At 47.2% G+C, this 19,908-nt stretch carries 17 protein-coding genes; 8 read left to right on the forward strand and 9 right to left on the reverse strand.

What is annotated here, in order from left to right; translation table 11 throughout:
• The first annotated feature begins 11 nt into the window (after positions 1–11).
• Both FXO21_RS23965 and FXO21_RS23970 read left to right on the forward strand, forming a co-directional pair.
• Positions 12–2,252 (forward strand): xanthine dehydrogenase family protein molybdopterin-binding subunit, encoded by a 2,241-nt coding sequence (locus tag FXO21_RS23965; protein WP_149642449.1) that lies wholly within the window; start codon positions 12–14, stop codon positions 2,250–2,252.
• Between the two features lie 26 nt (positions 2,253–2,278).
• Positions 2,279–3,319 (forward strand): AI-2E family transporter, encoded by a 1,041-nt coding sequence (locus FXO21_RS23970; protein WP_149642450.1) that lies wholly within the window; start codon positions 2,279–2,281, stop codon positions 3,317–3,319.
• A 21-nt stretch (positions 3,320–3,340) separates the two neighbouring features.
• Here the strand turns inward: FXO21_RS23970 and FXO21_RS23975 are convergent, their stop codons facing one another.
• Positions 3,341–3,946: a hypothetical protein gene (locus FXO21_RS23975; RefSeq protein WP_149642451.1), complete on the reverse strand. Its 606-nt coding sequence runs from the start codon at positions 3,944–3,946 to the stop codon at positions 3,341–3,343.
• A 209-nt stretch (positions 3,947–4,155) separates the two neighbouring features.
• On the opposite strand from FXO21_RS23975, the gene FXO21_RS23980 reads away from it, so the two are divergent.
• A complete protein-coding gene (locus tag FXO21_RS23980) occupies positions 4,156–4,944 on the forward strand; it encodes a mechanosensitive ion channel family protein (RefSeq protein WP_149642452.1) in 789 nt (262 codons plus the stop codon).
• A gap of 60 nt (positions 4,945–5,004) precedes the next feature.
• Here the strand turns inward: FXO21_RS23980 and FXO21_RS23985 are convergent, their stop codons facing one another.
• The 6 genes from FXO21_RS23985 to FXO21_RS24010 form a co-directional block, all read right to left on the reverse strand.
• Positions 5,005–6,966, reverse strand: a complete 1,962-nt coding sequence (locus tag FXO21_RS23985) for a M56 family metallopeptidase (protein ID WP_149642453.1) — start codon at positions 6,964–6,966, stop codon at positions 5,005–5,007.
• A 19-nt stretch (positions 6,967–6,985) separates the two neighbouring features.
• Complete coding sequence (locus FXO21_RS23990; protein ID WP_149642454.1) at positions 6,986–7,345, reverse strand: BlaI/MecI/CopY family transcriptional regulator; 360 nt, start codon at positions 7,343–7,345, stop codon at positions 6,986–6,988.
• A gap of 105 nt (positions 7,346–7,450) precedes the next feature.
• The gene (locus FXO21_RS23995; protein WP_149642455.1) at positions 7,451–8,095 is read right to left on the reverse strand and encodes a response regulator; all 645 of its coding nucleotides are present in this window, start codon (positions 8,093–8,095) and stop codon (positions 7,451–7,453) included.
• Between the two features lie 193 nt (positions 8,096–8,288).
• The gene (locus FXO21_RS24000; protein ID WP_149642456.1) at positions 8,289–9,005 is read right to left on the reverse strand and encodes an outer membrane lipoprotein-sorting protein; all 717 of its coding nucleotides are present in this window, start codon (positions 9,003–9,005) and stop codon (positions 8,289–8,291) included.
• A gap of 48 nt (positions 9,006–9,053) precedes the next feature.
• Positions 9,054–11,621, reverse strand: a complete 2,568-nt coding sequence (locus FXO21_RS24005) for a TonB-dependent receptor domain-containing protein (protein WP_149642457.1) — start codon at positions 11,619–11,621, stop codon at positions 9,054–9,056.
• A 150-nt stretch (positions 11,622–11,771) separates the two neighbouring features.
• Entirely contained in the window at positions 11,772–12,620 is an 849-nt protein-coding gene (locus tag FXO21_RS24010) for a polysaccharide deacetylase family protein (protein ID WP_149642458.1), read from the reverse strand.
• Positions 12,621–12,806: 186 nt separating this feature from the next.
• Here FXO21_RS24010 and FXO21_RS24015 point away from each other — a divergent pair, with 186 nt between their 5' ends.
• From FXO21_RS24015 to FXO21_RS24035, 5 genes are all read left to right on the forward strand, one after another.
• Entirely contained in the window at positions 12,807–14,039 is a 1,233-nt protein-coding gene (locus FXO21_RS24015) for an Nramp family divalent metal transporter (RefSeq protein WP_225865840.1), read from the forward strand.
• Entirely contained in the window at positions 14,039–15,055 is a 1,017-nt protein-coding gene (locus FXO21_RS24020; RefSeq protein WP_149642459.1) for an NAD-dependent epimerase/dehydratase family protein, read from the forward strand. The genes FXO21_RS24015 and FXO21_RS24020 overlap by 1 nt, the downstream gene beginning before the upstream one ends.
• A 21-nt stretch (positions 15,056–15,076) precedes the next feature.
• A complete protein-coding gene (locus FXO21_RS24025) occupies positions 15,077–16,093 on the forward strand; it encodes a dihydrodipicolinate synthase family protein (protein WP_149642460.1) in 1,017 nt (338 codons plus the stop codon).
• A 53-nt stretch (positions 16,094–16,146) separates the two neighbouring features.
• Positions 16,147–17,304, forward strand: coding sequence for a PQQ-dependent sugar dehydrogenase (locus FXO21_RS24030; protein WP_149642461.1), 1,158 nt, complete (start codon positions 16,147–16,149; stop codon positions 17,302–17,304).
• 105 nt (positions 17,305–17,409) lie between these two features.
• Complete coding sequence (locus tag FXO21_RS24035) at positions 17,410–18,819, forward strand: mandelate racemase/muconate lactonizing enzyme family protein (protein ID WP_149642462.1); 1,410 nt, start codon at positions 17,410–17,412, stop codon at positions 18,817–18,819.
• A 22-nt stretch (positions 18,820–18,841) separates the two neighbouring features.
• Here the strand turns inward: FXO21_RS24035 and FXO21_RS24040 are convergent, their stop codons facing one another.
• The gene (locus FXO21_RS24040) at positions 18,842–19,324 is read right to left on the reverse strand and encodes a TlpA family protein disulfide reductase (RefSeq protein ID WP_225865841.1); all 483 of its coding nucleotides are present in this window, start codon (positions 19,322–19,324) and stop codon (positions 18,842–18,844) included.
• A 49-nt stretch (positions 19,325–19,373) separates the two neighbouring features.
• A complete protein-coding gene (locus FXO21_RS24045) occupies positions 19,374–19,904 on the reverse strand; it encodes a DinB family protein (RefSeq protein WP_149642463.1) in 531 nt (176 codons plus the stop codon).
• Positions 19,905–19,908: the final 4 nt, after the last annotated feature.

The following is a 19,908-nucleotide window of genomic DNA, read 5'->3' on the forward strand; positions in this document are numbered from 1 at the left end:
CTTCATCGATCATGGAAACATACAAATCACAAATTGGCCAGCCGGTCAGTCGGCTGGAAGGGCATTCGAAAGTGACAGGGACAGCCAAATATTCGGGCGATTACCAGGTGCCCGGGCTGCTCTACGGATATGTGGTCAACAGCACGATTACAAAGGGAAAGATCACCCGGTTCGACACATCCCGCGCGAAAGCGCTGCCGGGTGTTGCGGAGGTCTTTACATTCGAAAACCGGCCGTCGCTGGCCTGGTTTGACCTGCAATATGCCGATATGGATGCCCCGCCCGGATCACCGTTCCGTCCTTTGCAGGATTCTGATATCCTTTATAATGGCCAACCGATCGGTCTGGTTGTGGCAGAAACTTTCGAGCTGGCACGCTTTGCGGTTACCCTGCTGGATATCGAATATGAGCAGGAACCTTTTGAAACCAATCTGAGAGGCGAACTATCAAAAGCCCGTTCACCGAAGGTCGGGCTGGCTACAATGCTTAAACCTTTACCACCGCGTCCCAAAGGTGATTTTGAAAAAGCATTTAATGCATCACCCAACCAGGTAACAGCCGAATTTTTTCACGGGACCGAGCACCATAACCCACTGGAACTGTTTGCAACTACTACTATTTATGAGGGAAATGGAAAGCTGACGATTTATGACAAAACCCAGGGGACGATTAACAGCCAGTTGTATGTGGCGAATATCTTCGGGCTCAAATATAAGGATGTGAGGGTCGTTTCGCCCTACGTCGGCGGCGCGTTCGGCTCAGCCTTGCGGCCTCAATATCAGCTGTTTTTGTCCGTTTTGGCGGCTTTGGAACTTAAAAAATCAGTCCTGGTGACGCTCGACAGAAGCCAGATGTTCACCTTTGGACACCGACCGCCGACGTTCCAGAAAACGAGTTTCAGTGCTGATAACAATGGAATTATTACCGGATTGAACCACGAGGCGATCAGTGAAACCTCACGGTTCGAAGATTATACCGAAGTAGTCGTAAACTGGTCGAATATGTTGTATCCGGCGGCCAATACGCTGATGAAATACAAATTGGTGGAACTGGACGTTTACAGTCCGCTGGACATGCGCGCGCCGGGCGGTGTCACCGGTATGCACGCCATTGAAAGCACGATCGACGAGCTGGCTTATCAATCAAAAATAGACCCGCTTCAATTCCGGCTCACCAATTATACCGAGATTGACGTCAGCCTGAACCGGCCTTACAGCAGCAAGGAGCTGCGGGAATGCTATCTGCAGGGGGCGGAAAAATTTGGCTGGAAGGAGCGGGATCCGGAACCGCGGAGTATGCGGCGCGGAAATAAGCTGGTAGGATACGGCATGGCGACAGGCATCTGGGAAGCCAATCAGCTGCCGGCAAAAGCAGAAGGTATCCTGACCGCTGATGGAAAATTGAAAATCAACAGCGCAGTCACCGACATTGGAACCGGCACGCTTACAGTCATGACGCAGATCGCCGCGGACGAACTTGGTCTACCGATAGAAGATGTGGAATTTGCTTATGGCGACAGTAAAAAGCCTTTTGCACCTATTCAGGGCGGTTCCTTTACGGTATCCACGGTTGGTTCAGCTATCAAAGCGGTTGGGGCCGCCATGCGGAAAAAACTGTTTTCAATTGCCAGGAAAATGAAGGGAAATGCATTTTCGGATGCGGACCTGCAAGATGTGGTATTCGAGCATGGTCGCCTGTTTCTTGGGAACAACCCCGCGCAATCAGTATCATTTTCGGCTATTATTGAAGCAAATGGAAATAAGCCGATCCGCATTTCAAAATTTTCAGTACCTTCTGTTTTGAAACTGAAAAAATATTCCAGGGCAGCGCACAGCGCCGTTTTTGTGGAGGTAGAAGTTGATGAAGAGCTTGGTGTTATCAATGTAACGAGGGCTGTAACGGCCGTGGCGGCGGGCAAAATTATTAATCCAAAAACGGGCAGAAGCCAGATCCTCGGCGGAATGGTTTGGGGAATCAGCAAGGCGTTGCGGGAAGAAACGATCCAGGATGATACGCTGGGCAAGTATATGAACCAGAACCTGGCGGAGTACCATCTTCCTGTTCACGCCGATATTCACGAGCTCGACGTGATCTTTGTAGATGAAAAAGATGCCATTGTGAATGAACTGGGGGCGAAGGGGATAGGGGAGATTGGTATCGTAGGTATGCCTCCCGCGATCACAAACGCGATCTTTCATGCGACCGGAAAACGTATTTACCAGTTACCGGTGCATTTTGATATGCTCTTATAAATTCATAAAATGCAGCAATACCGTTCATGAACATAGACTTTAATTTTCGCCTGCGGCAGGTGTTTTTCCTCCTTTTGGTTTTAGCGTTTGCTATTATCATATTCAAGCAACTTTTTATCTTTTTTCCCGGCTTTCTCGGCGCGCTTACGCTCTATATTCTTTGCCGAAAGTACTTTTTGCACCTCACGCTGAAAAGGAACTGGAACAAAAGCGCTACGGCGCTGCTTTTTATGGTGTTGTTTATGGCCTGCATTGTGGCGCCCGTTTATTTTTCATTGCAGATGGTTTATTCAAAGGTCCAGGTGATATTGAAGGAGCCGGAGCAGATCAATCAGGCGATGGAAGCGGTTTCGAAGCAGCTGACGACATGGACGGGACAGGACCTGCTAAACAAGCAAGCGATCGGAGACGTCGGAAAGAAAGTCGGGAGTTTCATTCCGGGCATGCTCAACAGCTCGGCGATGATGCTGGGAAACCTGCTTATGATCCTTTTTCTGGCCTATTTTATGTTTCTGAACGGACATACCGTTGAGGCGACGCTGAGAAAATTTATACCGCTTAAAGCGAGAAATATCGATCTTCTTGCCGATGAAACCGTCGGTATGGTACGGGCCAATGCAATCGGTATCCCGCTCGTCTCGCTTATTCAGGGAATTGTCGCTGTACTGGGATACTGGATTTTTGGGGTGAAGGATTTCGTACTGCTTGGCTTGATAACCGGCTTTTTTGCGTTTTTCCCCGTAATAGGTACTGCGCTGATCTGGCTTCCGATTGTGATATTTATGTTTTCAAAAGGCGATAATGGGAAAGCGATCGGTTTGGCGATCTATTGCCTGGTGGCGGTGGGCAATATCGATTATCTTGCACGGATAACGATCCTGAAAAAAATGGGGGACGTTCATCCCGTTACTACTATTCTCGGACTGATTGTCGGATTGCGCCTTTTCGGTTTCTGGGGATTTATTTTCGGACCACTGATGATCAGCCTTTTATTATTATTTATCAAAATATATAAAACCGAATTCGGCGAACCGCATACAGAAAAAAAAGCGGGTCATATTCAGTAATACAACCCGCTAAAATTACTACTATATTTCAGTGTCCTTTTTAGAGTCAATTTCATAGTCTGCAATATCTTTCTGACTTTCCGACCATTTATATACAATCTTTTTGAACCGAAGATCGTAAACAATTTCATGGATATTTTTCATGAAATCCTTTTGTGTTTTTTTAGGCTCGAACATTTGTCCGGTGAATGTGAGTATATCCTTTTTATCTCCCGAAAGCGAAATAGCAATGTGTTCCTGACCTAATACCTCTGTTTTGGACGCTACATATGCGTCACGGAGTCTCGGGAACTCCTTAGTCTGTACCTGTACAATCTTCTCTTCCAGTTCTTTACGCTGTCCATCGATCGTTTTATCATGGCTGTTTTTAACTTCATTATAAAGTGCGGTATTCGATTTGTGCCATGAAATCCGGGTTGCAATATCTGTCTCATCCTCGCCCGTATTCAATTTTTTGTCAATGTCGATGATCTTGTTTTTAATAAACAACGTCATGTTCCTGTTCGAAGCTGTGTCTACCGGTTCGGGTTTTAAGAAATGCATAGCAATGCCAACGGCAGCGCCGATCAATAGAATGTAAACGATGTATTTTCCTATTTTACTTTTCTTGTGATTATCGGGTTCCATTTGTTTTTTATTTGATGTTAAATGCCAATTGCCAGGTATTAGTTGTTACTTTTTTGCCGGCATTATATCAATGTTTCAAAAAATATGCCATCCGGATTCCGGAGCCTGTTTGGCGGGCGGAATAATGGTTTCACTGCATCAGAAATTACCGGCTGGAACAGATTTTTTCGACTGCCGGGTATTTTCTAATTAACACTCCATTCTGAACAATGAAACTTCAGCAATTTTATAACCAGGCTTACGCGTGGCTTTTGAGGACAGGCCCTTCTTTTTTACTCGGTATCGGCGTATTGATAATAGGCCTTTGGCTAATCAAAATCTTGTCCCGCTGGCTTACTAATCATTTATACAGACGGAAAATAGATCCCTCGCTGACACCCTTTCTGCTTAGCCTGAGCGTCACCACTTTACGTGTTTTGCTTGTGATTTCGGTTATGCAGATCATCGGTATACAGATGACCGTTTTCGCAGCGATTATCGGAGCGATCGGCGTTGCCGCTGGCCTGGCGCTTTCAGGCACATTGCAGAATTTCACCAGTGGGGTCCTGATCCTCATATTGAAACCGTTTCAGGTAGGGGACAATATCCTCGCACAGGGCCAGGAAGGAACGGTAAAGGCGATTAAAATTTTTTACACAATTGTGCAGACGTTCGATAATCGCACAGTGGTGATACCGAATAGTAAGCTGTCCAACGAGGTGATCATCAATATCAGCCGATCGGGCACGCGCCGGCTGGATGTGGAGATGAAATTTAATAATGTGATCGATTATCAAACTGTAAAAACAACCATCGAGCATGTGCTCAATGATGCCCAAAATGCCCTTAAAATCCCCGAAAGGCGCATTGGTATCTCCTCAATAGAAGCAGACGGATACAAGGTTATGGTGAATGTGTGGCTCGACGCGCACGGGTTTGTCGATACAAAAATGGAAATCCAGGAGAAACTGATGGAAGGCCTGCGGGCGTCCGGATTAAAGCTGCCCGGGCTCGCGTAACCGGAACAGTGCCTGATACGAAATTCTGAGTGTCGTATCAGGCGCTGGTAAATCAGGAGATTATCTTGCTAATGCCAGGTCAGGGCGTTCGAATACTTCATTCTCAGGGCGCGTTTCCACCCACCATATCTTTTCGCATTTGGGATCATAGTAGCGGGCCAGCTTCCCGGTAAACAATGCAATTTTTCTGATCTCATTCTTAGCCGGCATCAGATTGCTGCCTGCTCCGTACGTCTGCCTGAATCCGTCGAGGAAATAGGGTATGTTTTTCAGTTCGGCAAGGTCAAAATCGCCTATATCTTTCCATTCCACGTTATCGTGTAATAAAGCGGCCGGCGGAGGCGATTTGTAGAGGTCGAAAGTCAGGTATGAGATCTCCTTGCAAATGAATCCTCTACCTCCCCAAACCTTCCGCACTTTGTCGTCGCCGAGCATATACGGGTAGTTGGAAAAAGCTTCGTTAACCTCCTGATAGCTGGCCGGCTTTCCATCGAGGAACAATTTAGTCAAACCCTCGTATCCTATTAATTGCTTGCGACGGTCGAAATAGCCGTTCCTGAATTTGTTGATTACCTTTTTAGGATAAGGTACCTCTGCATGGAAATCCAGCTTCAAATTATGTTCTTCCAGGAATGGCGGTAGATGAGCCAGCAAATATTTTTTGAGCGCAGATCTCGTGTCCGGCCCATGATCCGAATTGAAAAAGTCCCGTTTACTTACGTGGTACATATCAAAATTTCCCCTTAGGTCATTCCGCATTGACTGTTGAAAAACAATACCAAAACCTCCGTAAAACAGGGTGTCAAAGACTGCGCCTTCGTAGAGCGAAAACGGACTGTAATCGCCTCCATCATAGCGAATTTCGTAGTGGGAACTCGGGTAACGGTAAATATGCCGTTTCGGATCTATCGGTTTGGTCGGCTTTCGCACAGGAAGTACTTCATAATAAAACCCATCCGCATCGGTTCTGATCTCTTTGATCTTTTTGCCTTCAAATGAAATAGCGAGTGGTAAGTTTTTCAATGGTTTACCGGTTTTCTGTTCGAGCAACATTCCCGCTGCGTAAATGTCCTTCTGCATAACCGCAGGCCCGCCATTTCTTTCAAACATGACGAAAACGTCGGTGTCAGGTTCCTTTTCAATATCATTTCTGAAAAACAGCAGTAACACGACCAGCAGCGGCAAGGCAAACAGAAAGCTGACCAGAAACAAACGGGAAGTCCTCTTTCTGTTCATCATCACAATCCGCTGTTTCAATGATGAGAAATTGAAGCGGTTGGCTATGCGAAACTCAGGTACGCCGGCCACTTTCAGCAGTAAATACTGGTAATCGCGCGGGTCGACTGCATGCTGCAATACCTGATCGTCGGCGATATACTCCAGATTCTGGCGGATCGCGTGGCGGATCATCCATGCAAACGGGTTGTACCAGTTGACTACACAAAGGATTTCGGCCCAGATCACATCCAGCGTATGCCGTTGCCGGACGTGGATATACTCATGCAGGATAATATCTTTGAGCTCATCTTCCCGGTGCATTTCGGGATTGTAGAAAATAGAGCGGCCGAAGGAAAACGGGCTGATATTTCTTTTCACATGGTAGATCCTGATATCGTCTTCGGATATCAACTCCGCCTTTTTCACGATCCTGCGATAGGAGTAAATGTGAAATGCCAGTCTTATCAACATGATGGCTGTTCCTACAGCGAGCACGGCGAGTATCCAGCTTTCCATTCCCGGTTGCTCATTCGGCATATTCCCGGTCGGGGAAATTGACGGCGACTGCATTTGTTGTATGCTGGGCAAGGCGCTGAGCATTTCCGAACTGCCCGATTCTGATATCGTAACAACTGTATTCCTGATATCTATAAAAGGTATCAGGAAACTGAGCGCCGAGTATATAAGCAAAAAGAACCGGTTCCAGGTATAGAATGTCAGCCGGCGCAGGAAAAGCTGGTAAAACAAACCGGTAAATGCCAGGCTTACAGCTAATTTGACAAGGTACGTGAGTAGAGGCGTCATAGCGGAAAGAGATTTTATGTTATTTTTTTCCTTCGATCAACCCGATAATTTCTTTGAGCTCGTCAGCTGATATTTTATTCTTTTCCACGAAAAAGCTAACCAGTTCTTTGTACGAATTTTCAAAATAATCCTTCACAACACTACCCATAAACTTCTGTTTATAAGCCTCTTCGCTGATTGCAGGTGCATACAGGTATGCATTGCCGATCAGCCGGCTCAGCAGATAGCCCTTTTTTTCAAGGTTTTTGACCGTGGAGGCCAGGGTGGTGTAGGGGGGCAACGGGGGGCTCATCACTGCCATGAAGGATTTAATGCTTCCCTCTCCGGTTTTCCAGACAGCCTGCATGGCGTCTTCCTCTTGCTGTGTTAATTTTTCCATCGTTACGAAATTTTCGTAAGTCTACGAATATTTCGTAACAAAGTAAACCGGGTAGAAATTTAATTTATGAAAAATATCAGGGGTTATCTGACCTAGGGGCGATAATTAATCCGCGTGCTGTCCTTTGTAGTACTGCACTTTTTTAAACATTTCGATCAGCGTGGTTACGCGCAGTTTCTCGAATATCCTGGCCTTGTAAGTGCTCACGGAGCTTTCTGTCAGATTCAGATGGATGGCGATTTCCTTCGTCCAGAACCCGCCGATCAGCATATCCATTACTTCGAGTTCACGTTGAGAAAGGTTTTCCAGTGGGTTTTCGGTGCCATTTTTTGTTTCCAGCGTATTTCTGAGTAGTTGTTGCTGGACGGCAGGACTCAGGTAATTACCGGAATTCAGCATAGACAGAATCGCTTTTTTGATGTCGTTTTGGGATGAGTTTTTTGAAAGAAAGCCATTTGCACCAGCCTTTATGTAATGTAACGCATAGATCTGTTCTTCAAGACTCGTAAAAACGAGGATCAGGACCTTCGGGCTTAGTTCACGGATCTTGGGTATCATGTTAAAACCTTCTCCGTCTGGAATGCTGATATCGAGCAGTATAAGATCAATAGGGTAGGCTCCGACAAGTATCATCGCTTCGCCGAGGGAACCAGCTTCGTGCACGGTAATCGGCTGCAACAAGTCGGTGATCAGGTATTTTGTAGCCAGCCTTACAATAGCATGGTCTTCAACCAGTAATATCTGCTTCATTTGTCACGAATAAAAAAGGGCCAGTCGGAGAGAAACAGGGAATAACTATCCGGACTGGAAAGCTACGTAGTATTTCTTCATAAACTACGTAATAATTAGTTAATATTTACCGCAATTATACAAATTATTTAATACCCTGAACGCAAAAGAGCGTTGCTCAGGCAACGCTCTTTAATCTTGAATACTTTGGGTTCTATTTGACCGGTTTTTTGAATATTGCGTTGTCCACAGGCGTATTCACGACAATTTTGCTGGTAACGAATGACATGGTACCCATCTGAGGATTTGAAATATCCATCGTATTCGGAAATTTTACGCCTTCCACCTCCTTGTAATCCGACAGATCGATCTCGCCTTCCTGGCCATTCATCGTAGTTTTGATCTTGGTAACAAGATAAGTATTGGCGTCAATGTATTCGTCCATAACTTGTCCGTCGGCGGTTGTCATTTTAAGGTGAAAAACATCTTTTTTATCCACCTGTTCTTTGCCGACCAGTTCTACCTTATGTCCTTTTTCTTTATAGTTAACCAATCCCCCGAAAGGATCGAGTGAGCTCAATTGCTGTTTTACAACGTCTGCCGGCATATCTTCCGGCTCGCCGGTGCCGCCCATCATGGTCGGACGGATCATCCAGCCTTTGGAGTCATCAACTACCTGGACCATGGAATTCCCCATAACAGTGGATTCATTTCGGAACGATTTCCCAACGACCAGTATCGTCTTGTTCGGAATTTCCATTCCCTGAACCGCCAGTGAACGATCTATAACCAGTGTGTTGATCGCTTTTATCTTGTCAATTCCGCCAAGAGCCGTAACATGCTTGTCGACGATCTCATCGACGGTCTGCGCAAAAGAGCCTGCCGAAAGTACGGTTGCGGCAATGGCCAGGAATAGTTTGTTAGTTTTCATATGAAAGTTATAAGTTAAAAAGGTTTGTAAAACAGATCGAAAGGAAAATTATCTCGGCGCTCCGCCAGCCGGAGCACCGCCCCCTGATTGGCCGCCACCGCTGCCTTCACTTTTCACATCATCATTGTTGACTGATTTCGCTTTCCGTTTAGGTGGGTCCATCGTCATCTTACCGATTTTGTAAGTGAAAGTCAGACGAACACCTCGGTTGTACATATAAATATCGTTTACCTGGTTGAACTGTATGGAATTAAGCTCGGTATGCATCCTGAAACGTTTGCTCAGGAAGTTTTCGGCGGCAAGGCCCACGCTTCCTTTTTTGTTGCCGAATTCCTTTTTTACACCCACTGTATAAAAACCGAACCCGCCCTGCATACCCTGCAACTGGACCTGGTTACCCTGCATAAACCCGAAAGCCTGCGCTCCCCAGCCATTTTTAAAGGTAGCCTGCGAAAACACACCGCCGCTGACGTTGTAACCGGTATTGGAAAGTTCAATTGGTTTACGATCCTGGCCCAGCGTCTGGCCGGTTAGCCTGGTATAAAATGCATTCAGGAATATCCCGAAGTTGATCTTGGAAGTAGCTGCAATATTGGCGAAAATGTTGGTCCCGTATGCGTGCTGCTTACCGATATTTTCGTAGGTGGTCACGATTGCACCGTCAAGGGTGTCGGAAGGCTGGCGTACCTGTGAAATGGCATTGTTGGTGATCCTGCCGAAGAAAGTGGCATTTACGAAAGTCTTTTTAATGTTTTTGGACAAGCCCACTTCAAAATTGTTGGTCAGCTCGGGGCGCAGTTCAGGGTTACCTATTGTGATATTCTGCGGGTTGGCCGAGTTAAAATTAGGGTTTAGCTGCTGCAATCCCGGCCGCTGGATCCTGCGGTTGTAAGCAAGTTTCACAGTAGTTCCCTTGAACGTTTTCGAAGCATTGAAGCTCGGTACCAGCACGCCGTAATTCCCGACACCAACCGTACCTTCATTTGTACTGGCGTCAATGAAAGTATGCTCGTACCGTGCGCCACCTTTAAATGTATAGCGGTTCTTTGTTGTATAAGTGTAAGATGTATACCCCGCCGCAATATTCTGCTGGTATTGAAGTTCGCCTGCCGGCTGGTCGGTCTCCGGCTTGAAATCACCGGCTGCTTCCGCTATCAAAAAGCTGTAATCGCTGTTTACCTGCCGGAAGATGCCTTTTGCACCAAATTCAAGTAATTGGTTCTTTTTAATAGGCGTCTGATAATCAGTCTGGAAAGTAAATTCCTGGTTCAGGTTTTTGTTAAGGTTGCGCTGGCGTTCCGACAGTTGGTTGTTACCATCTATGATATTGGCATCAAAATCATTGGTCAGATCGTTGCGGCTGTAAAGTGTCGAAATGCTCCATTCCTGCTGTGGTTTGAATGTGTGCAGGTAATCCAGGTTCACATCCACGGTTCCCGACAAATTTCTCGCATCCACGTCGCGGCGCGAATTTTCGTCGATGGAGCCGGTCTTGGACAGTCTCGTCATCAGGTCCTGCTGGTTACTGAAATTACGTACGCCGTATTTTACACCAGCTGTGAGACTTTGATTTTTAGCAATATCATAATCGAAACCCAGATTGTAATTACCGAACAAGCCGCGGCTGCTTCCATCTCCGGTCTGGCGCGTCACCGTTGTGATATTTTCGACGGTACTGGTTTGTTCCAGGGAAGTTTTAGTAATGGTATTATACATTCCCCGGCCAAATCCACCGATCGTGAACCCTGCCTTTCCCTTGCGGTAACCACCATTCAGCGAAAGCATGGATCCCCTGTTACCTACGCCCGCGTCTACATTCAGGTTCAACCCTTGCAGGCTGTTCTTTTTGGTGATGATGTTGATAATACCGCCCGATCCTTCCGCATCGTATTTTGCTGAGGGACTTGTGATTACCTCAACACTTTTGATCTGGTCTGCCGGGATTTGCTTCAACGCGTCGGCGACACTGTTGGCGATGATCGTGCTGGGTTTATTATTGATCAGGACACGGATATTCTGACTTCCCCTCAGGGAGACATTTCCATCGAGATCGACCGTAAGCAGGGGGACTTTACGCAAAATATCCGTTGCGTCGCCACCTTTTGCGGTAATATCCTTTTCCGCATTGTAAACGAGGCGGTCAACCTTTTCCTCGATCAACGCAGCCTGACCGGTGACCGTTACTTCGTTCAGCGTTTTGGTATTGGAGCTGAGCTTGATGGTGCCGAGATCAAGTTCCTGTCCTTTTGCAAGCTTGATGCCGGCAATCGTTTTTTCGCCATATCCTATAAAGGAAAGGAGCACTTTGTATTCGCCTTCCACGATTTTCGTAAGGCTGAATTTTCCTTTTTCGTCGGCTACCGTTCCGTCCACGGCCTGGTTGTTGGCTTTGTTGTAAAGTGCAATACTCACAAATTCGATGGGCTGGGAAGATGCGGAGTCTGCGACTGTTCCGCTGATCTTTGCTGATCCTTTGGGTGTCTGGTCTCCCGCTGTACCTGGTAATGCCTTTGCTTTTGGTGCCGCTGCACCCCCGACCGGAAATTGTGCAAAAGCTGGTGATTGAAGTGTAGCCAGTAACGTGGCGAATGCAAGGAGAAATTTCGTCATTTTCATGATATTGTTTTTAACAGCATAAAAATGCGACACGATTTACTGACCGGAATGTGATTTGTGATAAAGGCCAATTAAACGGGGATAAATGCAAGATATCCGCAGATGAAAGATATCTGCGAAAAAAGGTCTGCTGGTGCGCTGGCTGCCGGTTCAGTGGGGCAGGTCCCGGTAAGGAATCAGGATAATTCCCCTTTCTTTAACCGCAGCTTTGACTTTCTCGCTTGTGAAAACATCTGTCACCCCCTGGCGATCGACTGCGACATCTTCGTATCCGATATGGCTGATGGCTTGTAATTCAGCGTCGTTCAGGCCTGGATGATCTACGAAGAGATAGGTTTTGCCGGGTTGCAGTTTTCCCAGCATACTAATAAAGCTTTGTATTTTTTCTTCTGAGGTCTTTTTCGGACCATCATAAGTTGTGTAGGTCAGATCGGCAGGCTCGGGGTCGATCGGTATTTTGTATTCCTTTGCCAGGCGTCTGGTTAGCTCACGCACTTCGGGACTTAATCCGGTGCAGCCCATATGCGAAGATAAATGGCTGATTTTAGGAAGTTTGCGCAAAGCCATTTCAATCTGGGCGCGGAATTCCTTTTCAATATCAGCCAGTTTCCAGTCGTTTTCCTGGATGGATCCCTTCGGATAATTTTTATTGGGTCGCACCATTGGAAAGAAATAACCGTCGGCATCGCGGATACTCGGACAATCGGTAAGCGGCCTCCATTTTACGTGATCCCACTCACTTGTAATTGCCAGGTGAATGCCCACATCTATCCCAGGGTTTTCCTGTAACATTTTAACAGCTTCGGGAAACCAAGGAGAAGGAACAATGATTTCGATGGAGGTTTGAATACCTTCTTTCGAGCATTTGAGCAGGGCCAGATTGCCTGAATGCGAATAGCCCATGTCGTCTCCCCGAACGATCAACCGCGGCGCACTCTGCTGTGCATAGCTGCAGTTTATTACCAGGAGTAATAGGAATGGTAGAAATGTTTTTGTCATAAAATTTTGCGGCGGCTAAGTGACCTCAATATGGGTAAAAAAACCGGAATTGCGTGTTCTTGTTGCACGATTCTTATTGGCTAGACACTTTGTAAGCGATGCACATTCAAATCTTTGTATATATTTACGGTAGCGTACCCGTTTAGAATAAAATGTTGCGCTATCTATTCCTGACCGAACTTAATTTTGAAAGAAAAATCCTCACCATTCCTCAAATGGCTGGGCTCGCTGGGCCCTGGCATGATTACCGCTGCGCTCGTTTTCGGGCCAAGCAAGATGACGATCACTTCGAAACTCGGCGCCGTGTATGGTTACTCCATGTTATGGCTGGTGGTTGTGGCTATCTTTTTCATGGCTGTATTTACCGCTATGTCCACCAGGATTGGTGCAGCGACCAGCCAGTCTCTCCTCAGTTTGGTAAGGCAGAAATGGGGCCAGCCTGCTGCTCTGGCAATTGGAATCGGGGTATTTCTGGTGGCCGCTTCCTTTCAGGCAGGAAATTCGATTGGAGTCGGTATTGCTGTTGGTGAACTTTACCATACCTCGCCGGTTCCGTGGATCATCGTTTTTACATTGATAGGGATCAGTCTCCTGTTTTTCCGAAGCTTTTATAAGGTCCTCGAAAAAACAATGATCTTCCTGATCCTGATGATGGTACTGTGCTTCATCACCACCCTGTTTTGGTCGAAACCGGATGTGTCGGAAATTGCGAAAGGTTTTGCAGTACCTGTCATTCCGGAGGGGTCTCAGGGGCTTGTCATCGCTTTCGTAGCATCCTGCTTTTCTATCGTAGGTGCGCTGTATCAATCCTATTTAATACAGGAACGGATCAGGATCCGGCCGGAACTGCGCGGCCAGCGCAATGACAGTGTTACCGGTATTATCCTGCTAGGTGCACTTTGCAGCGTTGTCATCATTTGTGCAGCGGCGGTTTTAAATCCGAAAGGAATAACAGTGAATTCTGCTTCTGATATGGCCAAAGCGCTGGAACCTATTTTCGGCAGCAGTGCTTCGACCCTGTTCCTGGTGGGATTGTTTGGTGCGGCATTTTCATCGTTGATCGGCAATGCTTCGGTTGGAGGTACCCTGCTGGGAGATGCGCTTGGACTGGGCAGTAATTTTAGCTCAAAACCGGTTCGTTACCTCGTGGCCGTTGTGATGATCGTCGGTGCAGGAATTGCGGTCAGGTTCGGCAAGTTGCCTTTGGAGCTCATCGTATTCGCGCAGAGCGTCACGATTTTCGTTGTCCCGTTTATCGGGACGGCCCTATATATGGTCGCGAATGATCAAAAAATAATGGGCGATAAAGTGAACAGCCCCTTCGTGAAAGTAGTAGCCGGGATTGGTTTGCTGATCATTTTCGGGTTGGCTATCATCAATGTAAAAGAACTATTTCTCAATAATCCCTTATTTAAATAATGTCAGCAATTGAATCCCTGGAAGCAAAATGGCTTGCTCCTTCACAAGCACTAATTGAAGATGTAAAAAAGCTGGATGGCGATATTCTGATCCTTGGTGCGGGAGGTAAGATCGGGCCGAGTATTGCCAGGCTTACGAAGCAGGCTATCGACCTCGCCGGCACTGATAAGCGCGTAATAGCAGTTTCCCGGTTTCAGGAAGCCGGACTGGCAGCATCCCTGGAAAAGGATGGTATAGAAATAATAGCTGCCGATCTGCTGAACGATGCAGAGCTGCAAGACCTTCCGGAAGTTAAAAATGTACTCTACCTTGCAGGTACGAAGTTCGGTACTTCCGGGAATGAGCCTTACACATGGGCCATGAATGCCTACCTGCCCGGGCGGGTTGCGCAAAAGTTCGCGAAATCCAATATCGTCGTTTATTCTACCGGTAATGTTTATCCCTTTACACCAGTACTTTCCGGCGGCGCCACGGAAGCATTGCGGGCGGATCCGATCGGGGAATATGGACAGTCGTGCCTCGGCCGCGAGCGGATGTTCCAGCACTTTTCCTCGGTCTACGGTACTCCTTTGCTTATTTACAGATTGAATTATGCGATTGATTTCAGGTATGGTGTACTGCTTGAAATAGCGAAATCAGTGCTTGCGGGCAAACCGATCGACGTGAGTATGGGACACGTGAATGTGATCTGGCAGGGTGACGCCAACGAAATGGCGATCCGCTCGCTGCTGCATTGTGAGGCTCCTGCGAAATTATTGAACATTACAGGCCCTGAGACGGTGTCATTACGCTGGCTGGCAATGGAATTCGGACAGCTATTTGACAAAGTACCCGTTTTCGTCAACGAAGAACAGCCGACCGCATTGCTGAGTAATGCGGCCGAATCTTTCCGGTTGTTCGGCTATCCGCGAACCACATTGAAACAAATGATCGGTATCACTGCCGATTGGCTGAAAGAAGGCGGGGCAACCATTAACAAGCCGACGCATTTCCAGGAAAGGAAAGGCCAGTTTTAATCAAATAAAAGATCTCAAATCATGCTGAAAGAAGATATAAAAAGCCTTTTGCTGGAAGGAACAGCTATTCCTGCGCATCCGCTGGCGCTCAACAGTTTTCTGCAATTTGACGAAAACCGCCAGCGCGGCCTGACCAGGTATTACATGGAAAGCGGGGCCGGAGGTGTGGCGATCGGTGTGCATACGACCCAGTTCGAAATCCGCGATCCGGAGGTGAACCTGTTTGAAAAAGTACTGGAAGTCACCGCCGACGAAATTGCGAAAGCTAACCTTGCGCGACCATTTATCAAGGTTGCAGGAATATGCGGGCTGACTCCCCAGGCTTTGAAAGAAGCTGAAATTGCAAAAAAATATGGTTATGATCTGGGCCTGGTCAGTATGGCTGCATTCAGGAACGAGGCGGAAGAAGCAATTCTTGAACACATCAGGGCCGTGTCGGAAATTATTCCCGTGTTCGGTTTTTATTTGCAGGCAGCGATCGGCGGGCGGGTTTACAGTTTTGATTTCTGGTCGAAATTTGCGGAAATACCAAATGTTTGTGCCATTAAAGTGGCTGCGTTCAACAGATATCAGACGCTGGACGTCGTGCGGGCGGTTTGCCACTCGTCGCGCAGAGATGCAATTGCTTTATACACCGGGAATGACGACAATATTGTGGCAGACCTGTTGACGACTTTTCGGTTTAACGTCAATGGACAGCATGTCGAAAAGCGTTTTGTCGGAGGGTTACTGGGACATTGGGCTGTTTGGACCGGAAAGTCCGTTGAATTGTTGAAAAATATCAAAGCGACATTAGCCTCCCCCAATCCGGACCTGGCGCCCTGGCTGACCACGAATATTGAAGTGACGGACATGAATGCTGCCATTTTTGATCCTGCCAACAATTTTCACGGCTGCATCACCGGCGTACACGAAGTACTCCGCCGCAGGGGCTTGCTGGAAGGAATCCAGACCCTCAACCCGAAGGAAAGCCTCTCGCCGGGACAATCTGAGGAGATCACAAGGGTCATAGCAGCCTATGCGCATTTGGTGGATTAGTTAGAGATTGGGGCCAGCCTGCTTATTACGAGAACTAAACAGCTTTTCCGCGTATGCTCAAAATTTCCCTCAAAACCATCACCGCATTGGCCCTTTTGTTCGCATGCAGCGCTTCCGTGCGGGAGCAGGCGTGGCACGCGGTTGAAGCTTTTCCGAAGTTAAAATTCGAATCGCCGGTTGATCTTACGCATGCGAATGACGGCAGTAACCGGTTGTTTGTACTGGAACAGGAAGGCAGGGTCAGGGTGTTCGACAACAAAAGTGATGCAGCCGGCGCACAGGTATTCCTGGATATCAGAAAAAAAGTAAGCTTTGGCGGAGAAGCCGGTTTGCTGGGTATTGCTTTTCACCCCGATTTTAAGAAAAACGGCTATTTCTTCTTGAATTATACAAGTAAAGTTTCAGGCAAGCTGGAAACGATCGTGTCGCGTTTTCAGGTTAGCCAATCCAATCCGGATCAGGCAAATCCGAATAGTGAGGCGGTGCTTTTCCGTTTCGAGCAACCCTGGGATAATCATAACGGTGGCGCGGTGAAGTTTGGAAAAGACGGTTATTTGTACGTGTCGACCGGGGACGGTGGGTTTTGGGGCGATCCTAATAATAACGGACAAAATAAAGGCGCGTGGCTGGGAAAGATATTAAGAGTAGATGTGAATTCGACAGCAAAAGGACATTATGGAATTCCTGCCGATAATCCTTTCAGAGGAAATAAGGAAAGATTCAGGGAGGAAATCTATGCATACGGCCTGCGGAATCCCTGGCGCATCAGCTTTGACGATGAGACAAATACGCTTTGGGCAGGGGACGTCGGGCAAAACAAGAGAGAAGAGATTGATATCATCACAAAAGGTGGTAATTACGGCTGGCGCAGGAAAGAAAGCATTGATTGTTACAAGCCGGGCAAGGATTGTGACGAGGAAGGATTTATTGATCCGGTACTCGACCTGCCGCAGTCAAATGGAGAACATTCGGTCACCGGAGGCTTTGTTTACCGCGGAAAGCGACTTCCGGAATTGCAGGGTAAGTACATTTTTGCGGATTATGTGAGCGGGCGGGTATTTGCTTTGGAAACTCAAAATGGTAAACTGGTAAGAAATGCGGTCTTGCTGGAAAAGGTTTTCCAGGTTTCTGCATTTGGCGAAGATGCGGAAAAGGAGCTTTACCTGTGCAGCCACAGCAGTGGGAAGATCCTGAAACTCGTCAAAAAGTAACAGTACAATCAGGCATCTGAAAAAGTAAAAATTGCCGCCGTATCCTGGAAGCTAGGGTAGCAAAGCCCTGTTAGCCGCTTTTCTTTTTCGAATTAGAGAAACCATATGCCCGAAAATAATAACCATTTGATGACCAGGCGCGACTTTGCCAAAAGCGCAGCCACACTGGCAGTAGCCGGTGCCATACCGACTTCCGCAATGCAGTTCTCTGCCGACCAAAAGAACATGAAGAAAATCAAGATCAGCCGTGTAGATTCGAATTTCGAAAGAGAGCCATTAAATCCCTACCGGTTTAAAGGAAGCGCGATAACAGATAGCTGGCAGGCTATATCTATGCTGGAATCCGACTCGGGCATCAGAAAAATAGGCTTAGGGACACAGGGTGTTCTGTGGTCTGATTCAAAAGTATTTGCCGCCCATTCGGAAAGTGCCGGGAATGCATTGATGTACGCAATGAGTGAAAGAGCGCTCCAAATGTTAAAAGGGACCACATTTACGGATCCTGTAAGTTTGCTGGACGATATCCTGCCCGAAGTCCTGGCTTATGGGAAAAAAATAACCGGAAATCCCGACCTGCGTAAAACATTCGCTTTGAATGCACTCGTGAGCGTCGACAATGCAGCCTGGCTGCTGTATGCTCAGGAAAACGGCCTGAAACAATTCGACGAACTCGTGCCGGCAGCTTATAAACCGGGCTTGTCGTACAGGCACGAGAAAGTGGCGAGTATTCCTTCATTCAGCGTCGGAACTACCGCAGAAAGGATTAAGCAGGCTGCGGAGGAGGGGTACTTTATTATGAAGCTCAAAACGGGCGCAGCCGGTTCACAGCATGAAATGATCGAAAAAGATATTGCTTTCCTGACCGCGGTGCACAAGGCGATCGGTCATTTTGAAACGCCTTACACTAAAAACGGCAAAATTCCCTATTACTTTGACGCAAATGGCCGGTATGAGAAAAAGGAAACGCTGCTCCGTTTTCTGGACCATGCCAAGAAAATTGGTGCATTTGAACAGATTGCGGTGATTGAAGAGCCTTTTGAAGAAAGTAATGAGGCTTTTGTCGGTGATATTGGCGTTCGTGTCGCCGCTGATGAAAGTGCGCACACTGTTGAAGACGCAGCGAAAAGAATAGAACTCGGCTACACGGCCATTGCAGTAAAGGCAATTGCCAAAACACTCAGTATGACCATGAAAATTACCCAGCTGGCCTACGAGAAAAAGGTTCCCTGCTTTTGCGCAGACCTGACGGTGAGCCCGATATTGGTGGACTGGAACAAAAACGTCGCAGCACGTTTGCAGCCATTTCCGGGCATGACGGTCGGCTTACAGGAGACGAACGGGCATCAGTACTACAAGAATTGGGACAAACTGATGAGCTACCATCCGAAGGCAAACAGCAGCTGGACAAAGACACAGAAAGGTGTTTACCTTACCGACGCTTCATTTTATGCGGAGAGTGGCGGCATTCTCGCTCCCTCGGCTCACTATGAAGCATTGTTCCCGGCGAACGGATGAACCACCGCCCCCGGGATGTTACCTATAATGTTTGTTTCAATGTTTTGAAAATCTCCGAATGCGGTTGCTCGCCTTCGTAGGTTTTCACCAGGTTGCCAGCTTTGTTATAGATAGCAATGTATGGAAACGAGCGGATCTGGTAATAACGCTGAACCAGATAGGAAGTGCCTTCTGTTCCGACCTTGATATTGGGGTAACCAGCAAGATTGTATTGTTTTACAAACGGTTTCAGCATATCCATCGACTGAAAAGTGACCATTACCACCTGCTTGTTAGCCACCACACTGTAATTCTTTACCAGATCCTTCGTGAACTCCTGACAATGGTCGCAGTCCGGCGAAAAATAGATCAGGACTGTCGGGCCTTTTGCCAGCTGGCTGGAAGTATATTGCTGACCGTTGGTAAGCCTGATCTGGAATGGGGCAATTTTGTTGGGAATGGATTGCGCATAACCGGCCAACGAGAACGCAAGCATAATAAAGCTGAAAACTAATTTTTGGATCATTGTCTGGATTCTTTTGTAACAATCCGCAAGATATTAATCTTTTCAACTTCTAGCCTGCAACTTTTTCTGTTACTTTTTCAAGAATGTTTCGTAGCTGGTGCGCGTGCCTTTTGGAGTGACAAATCACGAAGTATATCCACTCGTACCGCGTAAACTCGCCGGCCTCCGGAAATGGAAATTCAGTACACAAGCGTGTCAGGTCCTCTGATTTGGCTATGGCAGTGATTGCGGCTCTTTCTGCTTTGAAATCGTTCGTTATCGCAGCCAGATCGTGCGGGCCGTCCGAAGGGATATTGAAATCCGGAGCCTGCAGTTTTGTACTGAAATCCAGAAAAATTTCTTCTATCAGCGGCACCATTTGTCCCTGCGGACGTTCGAGGGGGGCTGTTTCTCCCATGATCAGTGCGGGCAGGTCCGTTTCGGATTTCAGCAGATGTTCCGTCACTTGTCCGGCGGTCCAGCTGCCGGAGAATGGGACGATGTTTACCTGTTCCTGATTAAAGGATTTCAGGACGGATAAATAGTCGGCAGTCGCTTTTTCCAGTTCTTCTGCCAGCATCTCGTTACTTAGAATTTCCATGGCT

The organism is Dyadobacter sp. UC 10 (genome assembly GCF_008369915.1).
Classification (GTDB): Bacteria; Bacteroidota; Bacteroidia; order Cytophagales; family Spirosomataceae; genus Dyadobacter.